Origin of the sequence: Sphingobium sp. Cam5-1, from assembly GCF_015693305.1 — a bacterium.
Taxonomy (GTDB): domain Bacteria; phylum Pseudomonadota; class Alphaproteobacteria; order Sphingomonadales; family Sphingomonadaceae; genus Sphingobium.
The window spans coordinates 2,435,771-2,449,361 of the sequence record NZ_CP065138.1; the positions used below are offsets into that span (position 1 = coordinate 2,435,771).

Genomic DNA, 13,591 nt, shown 5'->3' on the forward strand with positions numbered 1-13,591 from the left:
CCTCGGGTTTAGCTCGTGACATAGGCTCTGCGCGTTTCGGACAGCGCGATCGTCTTGCTTCCAAGCAGGAAATTGATGGTGACATTGTAGCCCATCGTTATGGTCACATAGTTGGGCTTCGAACTGGTCGTGAACGTGACGGTCGGCGCAACGATGTTGGCCGGGTTCATCCCAAACTGCTTCGACGCTATTCTCGCCTGTATGTCGGCCTCACTCGGCTTGGGCCACGTCGTTGCATAACGCGCGGCATCCTCGACGGTGCTCCTGAGCCCAGCCTGTGCATAGAAGAGTATCCCCAGCGCCGGGATCCCGATCAGCATGCCCAGCAGGACAGGCGCTACCAGCGCGAATTCGAGCACACCGGCGCCACGGCAATCGCACGCAAGCTGATGGAGAAGGCGAAAAAACCGTGTCATTGGATTCTCAGAACCCCCGTCGCGGATATCGGCACGACGCCATCCGAGTTAGCCAGCATCTTCGCCAGCGACCCCAGCGCAAAGGATGGCGTGAAGGTCGTTGAAATCTGAATCTGCGTGTAGCGCGCTGTTTCGCCGGAGGCGCAGGGATTGGCATTGGTGGTCCAGGTCGTTGCCGTGCCCCCGCACTCAAGTGTCTGGGTGACTGTAACGGCACTGGTCGGCACATTCGCCTGCGCTGCCGCCTGCGCCTGAATGTCGGCTGCGACAACGTCCGTGCCGCCCATCCAAGACATCTCCAGACCGCGATTGACGGCTTGTTGGATTTTCATCTTGGCCGCGCCGTAACGGGCCGCATCGACCGTGCCCATGAGGATGATGGCCAGGAATGGCGCGACCAGCGCCGTTTCGACAAGGGCGATGCCTGATGTCTCGGCCCTGAATCCGCTCAACAACGCCCGGAGAGGCGCCCGATCGGCGGCAGGCATGGAGCAACGCGGCAAATCGCTCCTCGCCTCGCTGCGCAACAATCGGCCAAACATAGAAGGACGCATTGAAAATCCCCTCGTTCGGGGAATTTTCTACTCAACACATGCTGTTCATTTGCCTAAACAACATGGTTAATCATCTGCTAAGATGCTGTTTATGCTTCGGTATATATCCGACGCTATATTAATTAACGGTAAAGAGGCGAGGCAAATATGAAGGCATGGCTGTTCGTTGCAGGCGCCCTTCTGCTCGCGGGTTGCGGCCGGAAGGAAGACATGGGTGAACATCGTGCGAAAGATACGCCCGTCGCGCAAACGTCCATTTTGGATCGGCAGGCGGATCATGACGAATCCGTAACTTTATCCGATGCACCAGCCCCGCAACTTTCCCCGGAAAGAGTGAGCACCGCACCGCTCAGCAACGAAACACGCTATCGCGCTTTGGGGACCGAACCCTTTTGGGCGGTAACAGTCAAAGGCTCGGTTGCCACGCTGGAGCGCCCGGACAAGGCCCCCGTTCATGTTTCCGTCAACCGGACGGATGACGGCCGCGCCGTGCGGTATCTGGCGGACGGATTTTCGATGACCGTGACGGACGGACCATGCAGCGACGGCATGAGCGATGCACATTGGGCCGACCGCGTAGCGCTGTCTTTTGGCGAAGGAACGTTGAAGGGCTGCGGCGGCGTGCGCGAGGACTTTTAATCCGTCCGCATCGCCTCTGCCACTAGTGCCTCCGCTTCCATCAGCAAGGCATCTTCTGCCGCCGCCTGCGCCACCTGTTCGCGGCCGATCAGGATCAGCACCGGCACCGCCAGCGGGCTCACCCGATCCAGATCGATATGCAGCATCGTTGCCGAAGCACGGTCGATCAGGTCGCCCAGCCGCCCGACATCGGTCATGCGCGCGCGGGCGTCGGCCCAGGCCGCCTTCAACAGCAAATGATCAGGCTGATATTTGCGCAGCACGTCATAGATGAGGTCGGTCGAGAAAGTGACCTGTCGCCCGGTCTTTCGCTTGCCGGGATGCTGGCGTTCAATCAGACCCGCGATGACGGCGACGTCCCGGAAAGCGCGCTTCAACAAGCTCGATTGTTCGACCCATTCGACAAATTCATGATCCAAAATGTCGGCGGAAAAGAGGCTCTTCGGGTCCGTCACGGGTTTCAGCCCGTAGACGGCGAGCGCATAATCATTGGACACGAAACCCAGCGGCATCAAACCCTGCGCATCCATGCGGCGAGTGAGCAGCATGCCCAGCGACTGGTGCGCGTTCCATCCTTCAAAACTATAGCAGATCAGATAATGCCGCCCCTCATGCGGGAAGGTTTCGATGAGCAGTTGCCCGGGCTCAGGCAGGGTTGATCGATATTTCTGCACCTCCAGCCACTCCCGCACATCGTCGGGAAAGCGGTGCCATTCCTCCGGCTCGGCCAGAAAATGCCGCACACGATCGGCGAGCCGCGTGGACATTGCCATGCGTGTGCCACCCCAGGCGGGCACGCGCGCCTGCTTCGACGTCGCCCGCACGACCAGATCGGTGACGTCCATCCGCACCACCTCCAACGCCAGGCCAGAAAAGAAGAAGCTGTCGCCCGGCCGCAGCGTAGCAGCAAAGCCCTCCTCCACCGTCCCGAGCTTGCGGCCGTTAGCGAACCGGACGTCCAGCACAGGTTGATCGACGATGATCCCGGCATTCATACGATGCTGCTGAATGAAGCGCGGGTGCGACACACGCCACAAGCCGTCCGCGTCATGGGTCAGCCGCTTGAACCGATCATAAGCGCGCAGGGCATAGCCGCCCCCTTCGATAAAATGCAGGACGTTGGCGAACCCCTCATCGGTGAGCGCACTATAGGGCGTGGCCGACCGGATTTCCTCCAGCAGCTCCTGTTCCACAAACGGCGCGGCGCAGGCGAGCGCCATCACATGCTGCGCCAAAACGTCGAGGCTGCCGGTGCGAAAATCGTCGGCGTCCCGCTCCCCCGCCTCCACCGCGTCAAGCGCAGCCCGCGCCTCGAGATATTCAAAGCGATTACCGGGAATGATGATGGCTTCGCTCGGCTGATCCAGCCGGTGATTGGCGCGACCGATGCGCTGGAGCAGGCGGGACGATCCCTTGGGCGCGCCCATCTGGATCACGCAATCGACATTGCCCCAATCGACGCCCAGGTCGAGGCTCGCGGTCGCGACGAGCGCGCGCAGCCTGCCATCGGCCATCGCATTTTCCACCTTGCGCCGGGCCTCTACCGACAGGCTGCCATGATGGATGCCGATCGGCAGGTTCGCTTCGTTCGCGGTCCAAAGCTCCTGGAATATAAGCTCGGCCAGTCCTCGCGTATTGCAGAAGACCAAAGTCGTCTGCCGCCGCTCGATTTCGGCCATCACCTGCTTTGCGGCATATTTGCCGGAGTGGCCTGACCATGGGATGCGCCCTTCCGGGATGAGTATGGCGACATCCGGATCGGCACCCTGCTCGCCGATTACCGGAACTACGCTGTTGATGTCGCCATCGGGCGCCAGCCAAGCGCGATAGGCATCCACGTCCGCCACGGTCGCGGACAACGCAACACGACGCAGTCCGGGATTGATCCTCTGCAACCTTGCAAGCGACAAGTTGAGCAGATCGCCGCGTTTCTGGGTGGCGAAGGCGTGGACCTCATCGATGATCACCGTCCTCAACTGCGCGAACATCAGGAAACTGTCGGGATAGCTGAGCAGCAGCGAGAGCGATTCGGGCGTGGTCAGCAATATCTGCGGTGGCCTCGCCCGCTGCCGCGCCTTGCGATCCGATGGCGTATCGCCGGTGCGCGTCTCTACCCGGATCGGCAGGCCCATCTCCTCGATCGGGGTGAGCAGATTGCGCCGCACATCGACCGCCAGCGCCTTCAGCGGCGACACATAGAGGGTATGGAGCCCCTCTGCGGGTTCTTCGATCAGGTCGGAAAGCGTCGGCAGGAATCCCGCCAATGTCTTCCCCGCCCCCGTGGGCGCAACGAGCAAGGCATGATCCCCCGCCCTTGCGGCTGCCAGCATATCGGTCTGATGGCTGCGCGGCGACCATCCGCGCGCGGTGAACCATTGCTCCAGCGGTTCGGGAAGGCGTTGGTTCATATCGATAGATGTAGGAACGCGCGCAGCCCCTGTCACGATCCCGGCGCGATGTCGTGGCGATAACATAATTGCCGGAATGGCTGGTCTCTTTCCCCTCGAAAGGCGTTACACTCCAGGCATCATAAAAGGGCGGCAAAGGCCGCAAACGCAGGAGAAACAGCGATGACCGGCGAGACAGAGGCCGACCTTTCAGGCGCCGAGCCCCCGCGCAAGCGCCGCCGTGCCAAACCAGCCATCATGGAAATCGGTGGACGCAAGCTGAAGCCCGCGACGCTGATGATGGGCCATGGCTACGACCCGATGCTGTCGGAAGGATCGCTCAAGCCGCCCATCTTCCTCACCTCCACTTTCGCCTTTGAAAGCGCCGCTGCCGGCAAACGGCATTTTGAAGGCGTCACCGGGATCAGGCCCGGCGGCGCGGAAGGGCTGGTCTATTCACGCTTCAATGGTCCCAATCAGGAAATCGCCGAAGACCGACTGGCCGTGTGGGAAGAAGCGGAAGACGCCCTGCTGTTTTCCAGCGGCATGTCGGCAATCGCGACCACGCTGCTCGCCCTCGTCCAGCCCGGCGATGTGATCGTCCATTCCGCACCCCTTTATGCCGCAACAGAATCGCTGATCGGCCGCATCCTCGGCAAGTTTGGCGTGCAATGGCTCGATTTCCCCGCTGGTTCGACGGAGGAGGAAATCAGCGCGGTGATCGAGCGGGCAAAGTCGCTCGGCCGCGTCGCGCTCATCTATCTGGAAAGCCCGGCCAACCCCACCAACGTGCTCGTGGATGTGGAGGCGGTCGTGGCCCGCCGCGACCGTCTCTTCGCCGGAGAGGCGCATTTGCCCCCGGTCGCGATCGACAACACCTTCCTCGGCCCGCTCTGGCATCACCCACTTGCCCATGGCGCGGACCTCGTCATCTACAGCCTCACCAAATATGCGGGCGGCCATAGCGACCTTGTCGCCGGGGGCGTGCTGGGACCGAAGGACCTCATCAACACGATCCGGCTGATGCGCAACACGATCGGCACGATCCTCGACCCGCACAGCGCCTGGATGCTGCTACGGAGCCTTGAAACCTTAGAACTGCGAATGAGCCGGGCTGGCGAAAATGCGGCAAAGGTCTGCGCCTGGCTGAAAGACCAGCCGCAGGTGGAAAAGGTCGTCTATCTCGGCTTCCCCGAAACGGAACGTCAGGCGGACATCTACCACCGCCACTGCACAGGCGCGGGATCGACCTTCTCGCTTTATCTTAAGGGTGGTGAGGCTGAGGCTTTCGCCTTTCTGGACGCGCTGAAGATCGCCAAGCTGGCCGTCAGCCTTGGCGGCACGGAGACGCTTGCCAGCCACCCGGCGGCGATGACGCACCTGTCCGTGCCCGCCGAGCGGAAGAAGGCTCTGGCGATCACCGACAATATGGTGCGCATCTCGATCGGCTGCGAGGATGCCGATGACTTGATCGCAGACTTCGCGCAGGCGCTGCGGGCCGTGGGATGAGCGGCAGTCGGCCTTTAGTCCTGGTTGGACAGCCATTATTGGCGCCGTTGCTGAAAATCCTTTCACCCTTCTATGACGCCGGGCCGTTGTGGGAGGATGAAGGTGCCCGGCGGCAAGCAGATGCCAAGGCCATAGTCTGGGCCGGCGAATTCCCGCTTTCCGTTGCTCTGCTCGACGCCATGCCGCAACTCGGCCTCATCGCCTGCTTCACCGTCGGCTATGACGGCATCGATCTGGAGGAAGCGGAGAGGCGCGGCATAGCCGTCACGCATGGCGCGGATGCCAATGCCGAGGACGTCGCCGATCAAGCAATCGGTCTGATGCTCGCACACCGACGCGCCATCGTCGAAGGCAACCGGCAATTGCGCGCGGGCCTTTGGACAGCCGAATCGGACAGGCTTACCCGTTCCATGAATCAGGCCCGGCTTGGCATCGTCGGCATGGGCCATATCGGGCTGGCTGTCGCCCGACGAGCCGAAGCGATGCGGATGCAGATCGGATGGTGGGGTCCGCGCGACAAGCCCGGCCTGCCTTGGCCGCGCGCCGACAGCCTGATGGTCCTGGCGCAGGAAAGCGACATATTGCTGGTCGCCGCCCGCGCCGACAACAGCAATCGCGGGATGATCAGTGCCGACGTCATGGATGCACTCGGCCCGGATGGGCTGCTCGTCAACGTCGCGCGCGGGCAACTGGTGGATGAAGAGGCCTTGAGGCAGGCTTTGCGTCAGGGAACACTGGGCGGAGCGGCGCTGGACGTGTTCCAGCAGGAACCTACCCCCGCCAACCTCTGGAAGGACGTGCCCAACTGCGTCCTGACGCCCCATATCGGCGGCGCCACGCAGGAAGCGGTCGCGCGCATGGCCGCGATGGTGTTGGCGAATCTGGAAGCCTTCTTCGGCGAAAAAGCTCTACCGAACCGGGTCAATTCTCGCTGAACCGGGCCTACGCCCAGTCCACCCGCGTCCACCCGCGCTTCGCCGCCAGTCTGGCGAGCGGCTTATGCGGATTGGAGGCGAAAGGCATGTCGGCGAATTCCAGCATCGGCGCATCGGACACATGGTCGGAATAGGCCCGGATCTGCGCATGGTCACGGTCGATCGCTTCCGCCGCCATCCACGCCTTGATCATCCGCAGCTTGCCGGTGTCGTAGCAATTCTCGCCGGCGATCTTTGCACGCACATAACGCAGGTCCTGACTCAGATGGTCGGTCGCGATCACCGCGTCGAAACCCAGCCTGCGGGCGATCGGCTCCACATAAAGACGGTAGGATGCAGTGGCGAGCACCAGCCGATATCCATCGGCCCTGTCCCGCGCGATCTGGTCGAGGGCGCCCGCGCGGACATTGGTCGCAACGACCTTGGCCGCATAGCTTTCGACATGCGGCATCAGCCTGGCGCGCTCGACATTATAGCCGATCATCAGCGCCTGATTCAGCTCCTTCAGCCGCTGCCGACTAATGAGCCTCATCACATAGGCGAGCATCAACAGGATGACGCAGGGCAGCAGCACCAACCGCCATGGCGCCAGGCCTTTGGAAACATGTATCAGGAAGCCCGTATAGGTGCCCGAAAAGGTCACCGTGCGGTCCATATCGTATATTGCCAGACGGTGCGTCATGCCGTTTCCGAAACTTTTGCGCCTTGCTATCGTTCTACCGTGCGGATGGGCCGTTTCGGCTTGCCGTGCAACCGATAATGGACCACTAAACCGCCTTGATGAATAAAGCCGCCGATCTTGTCGAAGAAACGCGCGATGGCGGTGCTGTCATTCGGCTTTTGGGACATTTTTCCATTGCCTGCCTGGGCGGTCTGCCCGCCCGCCTTGACGCGGTGGCGGGGCCGGTCGCTGCTATCGACCTGTCCGGCATCGACCATATGGACACCATCGGCGCCTGGACGGTCCACCGTACCGCGAAAAGACTGAGTTGCGAGCTTACCGGCGGCAATGAAGACGCCCGGCGCCTGATCGAGGCCGTCGGCAAGCTGGACGAGCCGGTCAACATCAGGCCCGACTATGTTCCCCCGCTACAACGTGTGATCGGCCAGATCGGCGAAGCGGTGGTCAACTCCTTTACCACGCTGCTCGGCCTCCTCGGCTTTTTCGGCGCGACCTTGGTCGCAAGCTGGAACGTGATCCGGCATCCCAGCAAGTTCCGCGTCAACGCGGTCGTTCAGCGGTTCGAGGTCGTCGGCGTCTCCGCGCTCGGCATCATCGGCCTCATGAGCTTCCTGATCGGGATCGTCATCGCCCAGCAAGGATCGGTACAGTTGCGTCAGTTCGGCATGGAGATGCTAACGATCAACCTCGTCGGCCGCCTGACCTTCCGCGAACTCGGTGTGCTGATGACGGCGATCATGGTGGCGGGCCGATCGGGCTCAGCCTTCGCGGCGCAGCTCGGCACCATGAAGCTGACCGAAGAAGTGGACGCGATGCGCACCATCGGCGTGTCGCCCATGGAGGCACTGGTGCTGCCCCGGACGCTGGCGGTTGTCATCATGATGCCGCTGCTCGGCTTCTATTCCTCCATCGTCGCGGTGATCGGCGGCGGGTTCCTGTGCGCCGTCTCGCTCGACATCCCGCCGATCACCTTCATCCAACGGTTGCGAGAGGTGGTGCCGATCACAGACCTTTGGGTTGGCCTGCTGAAGGCCCCTGTCTTCGGTATCATCATCGCGCTGTCCGGCTGCTTCCAGGGAATGCAGGTGAAGGGTAATGCGGAGGAAGTCGGGCTGCGAACCACCGCTGCCGTTGTCCAGGCGATTTTCCTGGTGATCGTGATCGATGCGTTTTTCGCGGTCTTCTTCACTTGGCTAGGGTGGAACTGATGGCCGAGGAGGAAGAAGCCGCCGCCGAAGAGGCGCGCGTCGACAAGGCTGTTGAAAAAAGCGAGATCGCCATCTCCGTCCGGGGTCTAAAGAATAGCTTCGGCGATCAGGTCGTGCATGAAAATCTCGACCTCGACGTGCGCAAGGGCGAGATATTGGGCGTCGTCGGCGGCTCGGGCACCGGCAAGTCGGTATTGATGCGCTCGATCATCGGCCTTCAGACACCCGATGAGGGCGAAATCCACGTCTTCGGCGAATCAATGATCGGCCGCCTGGACGACGAGGCGCTGGCCATCCGCAAGCGCTGGGGCGTTCTGTTCCAGGGCGGCGCCCTCTTCTCCACCCTTACCGTGGCCGAAAATGTCGAGGTGCCGATCCGCGAATATTATCCCAATATCGGGCCGCAACTGCGCGACGAGATTGCCGCCTACAAGATCCGGCTGACGGGCCTCCCCGCAGAAGCTGGTCCCAAATACCCCGCCGAGCTTTCTGGCGGCATGAAGAAGCGTGCGGGCCTCGCCCGCGCGCTGGCGCTCGACCCCGATCTGCTGTTTCTTGACGAACCGACTGCCGGGCTCGATCCCATCGGCGCAGCGGCCTTCGACGATCAGACGCGCAAGCTTCAACGGACGCTCGGCCTCACCGTCTTCCTCATTACTCATGACCTCGACACGCTATATTCCATCTGCGACCGCGTCGCGGTGCTGGCGGACAGAAAGGTCATCGCGGTCGGCACGATTGATGAGCTATTGGCGACCGATCACCCCTGGATTCAGGAATATTTCAACGGTCCTCGCGGCCGCGCCGCAACGGCGGCCGTGACCCGCGAACGGGAAAAGACGGCGGCACAGCCATCGGACGGAAGGCGATAATATAATGGAAACCCGCTCCAACCATGTGCTGGTGGGCACGGTCACATTGCTGCTGCTAGCGGCGATCATGGTCGCCGCCTTCTGGTTCTCGCGCCTCTCCGAAGGCGACAACATGGAATATGACATCTTCTTCAAACAGTCGGTGAATGGCCTGGCCAAGGGGTCGAGCGTCAATTACTCCGGCGTTCCCTCCGGACAGGTCGAAAAGATCGAGCTGTGGAAACGCGACCCCAGCTTCGTAAAGGTGCGCATTTCGGTGAAGGAAGGCACACCCGTTCTTCAAGGCACCACCGCCACCATCGCAGGCGTGGGCTTTACCGGCGTCAGCGAGATCGTGCTGGACGGCGCCGTAAAGGGCGCGCCGCCCATCAGCTGCCCCGAGGAAAATCCCCTGTCCGCCTGCCCCGACGGTATCCCGGTCATTCCGACCAAGCCAGGGGCGCTTGGCGAACTGTTGAACAACGCGCCGCAACTGCTGGAGCGTCTCTCGACCCTGACCGAGCGTCTGACCGAACTGTTGAACGACAAGAACCAGCAATCGATCGCGGGCATCCTCGCCAATGTCGAGCGCGTGTCGGGCGCCCTCGCCGATCGCAGCCCGGAGATTGCAGCCACGCTTGCCGAAGCGCGGATCGCGGTCCAGCGCACGGGCATAGCGGCGGAACAGATCGGCAAGCTCGCCGCCACCACGGACTCGATGCTGACCGACGAGGGCAAGCCGCTGATGGCTGACTTGCGCAAGAGCGTACAGTCCGCGACCCGCAGCATCGAAACGCTCGACAAGACGATTGCCGAAGCGCAGCCGGGCGTGCGCGCGTTCAGCAACCAGACCATGCCGGAAGTCAATCAGCTGGTTCGCGACCTGCGCGAAATGTCGCGCGCCTTCCGCGGCGTTGCCGAAAAACTCGATCAACAGGGCGCGGGGTCGATCGTTGGATCGCCCAAACTGCCCGATTACAAGCGATGAGAGGGACCGCGATGACGTTCCACAAGAAACCTGCCGCCCTTCCCCTCATGTTGGCGCTCGCCGCGGCACTGTCAGGCTGCGTTTCCTTCGGCGGGAAGCCGCCCGAACGGCTGCTGTCACTCGACGCGGCCCAGAAGGTCGCTCCCGGTACGCTCCGCAGCGCCACCGCAGGGACCACCCTCACGGTCGCCGATCCCGAAGCGCCCAAGCTCCTCGACACGGTGCGCGTGCCGGTGCGCACGTCGCCCACATCGCTCGCCTATGTCACCAAGGTGCAGTGGGCCGATACGCCGCGTCATCTGTTTCAGAAGCTGCTGTCCGAAACCATCGCCGCCAGCAGCAACCGTATCGTGCTCGATCCCGGTCAATATTCCGCCGATGCGGGCCAGCGCCTGATGGGTGACTTGGTCGATTTCGGCCTGGATGAAGCAAGCAACAGCGCCGTGGTCACCTATGACGCTATCCTTGCCGGACCCGGCGGCACCGCGATCGCGCGCCAGCGGTTCACGGCAAGCGCCCCCATAGGCGGCAAGATCGATGCGACGACCATCGGCGCTCCGCTCAACAGCGCCGCGAACAAGGTGGCTGCCGACGTCGCGGCATGGCTGGCGGCCAGCGGGCGCTGAGGGACAGCACGCCATGCCGAACCTGTATCGGCATGGCGAATGTCGCCTTAATCCAGGCTCTTGCTCACCTGCTCGGTAACGTCCTTCGACAGGCCCGGCTGACCCAAAATCCTCTGTAACTCGCTGCGCATCAGGCCAGCCCTTCCCTCATCGAAGCGCCGCCACCGCCCCAGTGGCGGAACCAGCCGCGCGGCGGTCTGCGGATTGAGCTTGTCGAGCGCAATGATGCAGTCGGCCACAAGTCGATAGCCCTTGCCCGACCTATGATGGAACGCCCATTGGTTTCCGGCGAACGCGCCAAAAAGCGAACGGACCCGGTTTGGATTGGCTAGGGTGAAGTCGGGGTGCCGCCCCAGCTCCTCCACCAGATCGACGGTATCAGGGTGGGAAGCAAAAGCCTGCGTCTGGAACCATTTGTCCAGCGTCAGCGGATCATCCCGATAGCGGTTATAGAAGATGTCGAGCGCCGCCTCCCGCTCCTCGCTGCGACCGTTGGCAAGGGTCGCAAGAGCCGATTGCCGCTCCGTCATGTTATCGGCTTCGTCAAATTGGGAAAAGGCCAACGCCGCCCCGTCCGCCGCGCCCGAAGCCACCAGATAGACCAAGGCGCCGTTACGCAGCTTGCGCGCGCCCTTCGCGGCAGGGGACAGCGAAAAGCCGTTCGCCCTGTTTCGCACGTGCAGCTCGCGCCAGAGGGACTCCAACTCCCGGCCGATCCGGCCCTGCAACGCATCGCGAGCCTCATGGATGGCATCCGGATCGACCTGAACCATCTGATCGCCTAGATAGGCTTCGCTCGGCAGGCGAATGGCTTCCGCAATGAATGCCCCATCAAGATGCGGGTCGGTCACGGTATCCCGGATCGCCGTGATGATTGCAGCTGCGTCCAGCGCCTGCCCGGCTACATGGCCGACCAAGGCATTCACCATCAACTGCTGCATCGCTTCATAGCGAGCGAAGGGATCATCATCATGCGCGGACAGGAAAGCCAGATCGGCCTGACTCCTATCTGTTTCAACGATCACCGGCGCTGAGAAGCCACGATTGATGGACAGAATCGGCGCAACAGCAAAGCCCTTGAAGGTGAAGCGCTGCTGCTTCTGTGTCAGCATCAACAGCATCTCGCCCGCACTTCCGCCACTGCCGCGATCGAACAAGGCTGTACGAAGCGGCAGGGCGAACGGAAGCTTTTCCGGCTGGCCCGGTGTCGGCGGCGTGTTCTGCTCCAACAGCAGCTCAGCGGTCTGGGTGACGGGATCATGCGTCAGGCTGGCCCGGACATGCGGCGTTCCGGCCTGCTCATACCAGCGGCGGAACTGGGTAAGGTCCACCCCACCCCCCTCTTCCATCGCCCGGACGAAATCCTCGCAAGTCGCCGCCTCGCCATCGTGCCGCTTAAAATAAAGGTCGGTCGCGGCGCGGAAGCGGTCCGGCCCCAGCATCAGCGCGATCATCCTGATCAGTTCAGCGCCCTTGTTGTAGATGGTCGCCGTATAGAAGTTGCTGATTTCCATGTAGGATTCCGGCCTGACCGGATGAGCTAGCGGACCTGCATCTTCCTGAAACTGCGCCGCGCGCAGCACCCGCACATCCTCAATGCGCTTGACCGCCTCGCTACCCATATCGGCCGAGAAGTTCTGATCGCGAAAGACGGTGAACCCTTCCTTCAACGAAAGCTGGAACCAGTCCCGGCAAGTGACGCGATTTCCCGACCAGTTGTGGAAATATTCATGCGCCACCACGCCTTCGACGCCGTCATAGTCGGCATCCGTCGCGGTCTCGGGATCGGCCAGAATGTAGCGCGAATTGAATATGTTAAGGCCCTTATTCTCCATCGCCCCGAAGTTGAAGTCCGCCACGGCGACGATATTGAAGACGTCCAGGTCATATTCACGGCCATAGACACGCTCGTCCCAAGCCATGCTGTTCTTCAACGCCTGCATGGCGTGGCCCGTGCGCGACAAGTCGGCTTCCTTCACCCAGATGCCCAGCTTCACCTCGCGCCCACTCATCGTCACGAAGCTGTCGCTGTTGCAGGCAAGGTCGCCCGCCACGAGCGCGAAGAGATAGCAGGGCTTGGGATATGGATCGGTCCATCGTGCCCAATGCCGCCCACCGGAAAGTTCGCCCTGCGCGACGGGATCACCATTGGAAAGCAGGATCGGATAGCGCGTCTTGTCCGCCTCCATTCGCACGGAATAGCGGGAGAGGATGTCCGGCCGATCCGGGAAGAAGGTGATCCGGCGAAATCCCTCCGCCTCACATTGGGTGCAAAGCAGCCCGCCACTGGCATAAAGACCCATCAGCTTGCTGTTATGCTCAGGAGCAAGCTCCACCAGCGTTTCCACCTGATGAACCCCACCCGAAAGTGGGATAATCAAGGCACCGCCATCCATCTTCGACTCCCCCGAGCCGAGGGGGCGGCCGTCCACCTTGACCTCGACGGGAGTCAGTTCATCTCCGTCCAGCCTCAGCGCGCGATCATGCGCACCATTGCGACTGACGCTCAGCCTTGCCCTTACCGTCGTACACGCGGGGTCCAAGAGGAAGTCCAGCTCAATCTCGGGGACGAGCCAGTCGGGCGGCCTATAGTCCTGACGTCGAACGACAAGGGGCGCGGGAGCGTTTGCAGATTGTATGTCAGCCATCACTGCAATCTAGAGCATTTTCCAGGCAGGGGGTATCACCCGCTGGCCCGGAAAATGCGGAAAACAAGAGTTAAACCGAGCGTTTTCGGGCCAGGGCGGCTGCGCCTGCTGACTTAGACAGCGCCGCAACATTAGAGCATGATCTCAG

At 62.1% G+C, this 13,591-nt stretch carries 12 protein-coding genes; 7 read left to right on the forward strand and 5 right to left on the reverse strand.

Annotated elements, in window-relative coordinates:
• Positions 1-8: 8 nt before the first annotated feature.
• Complete coding sequence (locus IZV00_RS12155; RefSeq protein WP_196224877.1) at positions 9-416, reverse strand: TadE/TadG family type IV pilus assembly protein; 408 nt, start codon at positions 414-416, stop codon at positions 9-11.
• The gene (locus IZV00_RS12160) at positions 413-868 is read right to left on the reverse strand and encodes a TadE/TadG family type IV pilus assembly protein (protein ID WP_196224878.1); all 456 of its coding nucleotides are present in this window, start codon (positions 866-868) and stop codon (positions 413-415) included. The genes IZV00_RS12155 and IZV00_RS12160 overlap by 4 nt, the downstream gene beginning before the upstream one ends.
• Positions 869-1,117: 249 nt before the next feature.
• Here IZV00_RS12160 and IZV00_RS21215 point away from each other — a divergent pair, with 249 nt between their 5' ends.
• Positions 1,118-1,609, forward strand: a complete 492-nt coding sequence (locus IZV00_RS21215) for a membrane-like protein (RefSeq protein WP_230463199.1) — start codon at positions 1,118-1,120, stop codon at positions 1,607-1,609.
• Here the strand turns inward: IZV00_RS21215 and IZV00_RS12170 are convergent.
• On the reverse strand, positions 1,606-4,017 hold the full coding sequence (locus IZV00_RS12170) for a ligase-associated DNA damage response DEXH box helicase (RefSeq protein WP_196224879.1): 2,412 nt from the start codon (positions 4,015-4,017) through the stop codon (positions 1,606-1,608). The genes IZV00_RS21215 and IZV00_RS12170 overlap by 4 nt on opposite strands.
• A 162-nt stretch (positions 4,018-4,179) precedes the next feature.
• On the opposite strand from IZV00_RS12170, the gene IZV00_RS12175 reads away from it, so the two are divergent.
• Together IZV00_RS12175 and IZV00_RS12180 are read left to right on the forward strand one after the other, a co-directional pair.
• A complete protein-coding gene (locus IZV00_RS12175) occupies positions 4,180-5,505 on the forward strand; it encodes a cystathionine gamma-synthase family protein (protein WP_196224880.1) in 1,326 nt (441 codons plus the stop codon).
• Positions 5,502-6,440 carry a 2-hydroxyacid dehydrogenase gene (locus IZV00_RS12180; RefSeq protein WP_196224881.1) on the forward strand — a complete coding sequence of 313 codons (939 nt, stop codon included), beginning with the start codon at positions 5,502-5,504 and terminating at the stop codon, positions 6,438-6,440. Before IZV00_RS12175 ends, IZV00_RS12180 begins: the two co-directional genes overlap by 4 nt.
• Before the next feature lie 7 nt (positions 6,441-6,447).
• On the opposite strand, the gene IZV00_RS12185 is transcribed toward IZV00_RS12180, so the two are convergent.
• The gene (locus IZV00_RS12185; RefSeq protein ID WP_196224882.1) at positions 6,448-7,122 is read right to left on the reverse strand and encodes an HAD family hydrolase; all 675 of its coding nucleotides are present in this window, start codon (positions 7,120-7,122) and stop codon (positions 6,448-6,450) included.
• Positions 7,123-7,220: 98 nt separating this feature from the next.
• Here IZV00_RS12185 and IZV00_RS12190 point away from each other — a divergent pair, with 98 nt between their 5' ends.
• From IZV00_RS12190 to IZV00_RS12205, 4 genes are read left to right on the forward strand one after another with little or no spacing between them, the layout of a single operon-like run.
• Positions 7,221-8,330, forward strand: a complete 1,110-nt coding sequence (locus tag IZV00_RS12190) for an MlaE family ABC transporter permease (protein WP_196226640.1) — start codon at positions 7,221-7,223, stop codon at positions 8,328-8,330.
• Positions 8,330-9,202 (forward strand): ABC transporter ATP-binding protein, encoded by an 873-nt coding sequence (locus IZV00_RS12195; RefSeq protein ID WP_196224883.1) that lies wholly within the window; start codon positions 8,330-8,332, stop codon positions 9,200-9,202. The genes IZV00_RS12190 and IZV00_RS12195 overlap by 1 nt, the downstream gene beginning before the upstream one ends.
• Positions 9,203-9,206: 4 nt before the next feature.
• On the forward strand, positions 9,207-10,169 hold the full coding sequence (locus IZV00_RS12200; protein WP_196224884.1) for an MlaD family protein: 963 nt from the start codon (positions 9,207-9,209) through the stop codon (positions 10,167-10,169).
• A gap of 11 nt (positions 10,170-10,180) precedes the next feature.
• On the forward strand, positions 10,181-10,795 hold the full coding sequence (locus tag IZV00_RS12205) for an ABC-type transport auxiliary lipoprotein family protein (protein ID WP_196224885.1): 615 nt from the start codon (positions 10,181-10,183) through the stop codon (positions 10,793-10,795).
• Between the two features lie 47 nt (positions 10,796-10,842).
• Here IZV00_RS12205 and pepN read toward each other — a convergent pair whose 3' ends face one another.
• On the reverse strand, positions 10,843-13,443 hold the full coding sequence (gene pepN, locus IZV00_RS12210) for an aminopeptidase N (RefSeq protein ID WP_196224886.1): 2,601 nt from the start codon (positions 13,441-13,443) through the stop codon (positions 10,843-10,845).
• Between the last annotated feature and the right edge of the window lie 148 nt (positions 13,444-13,591).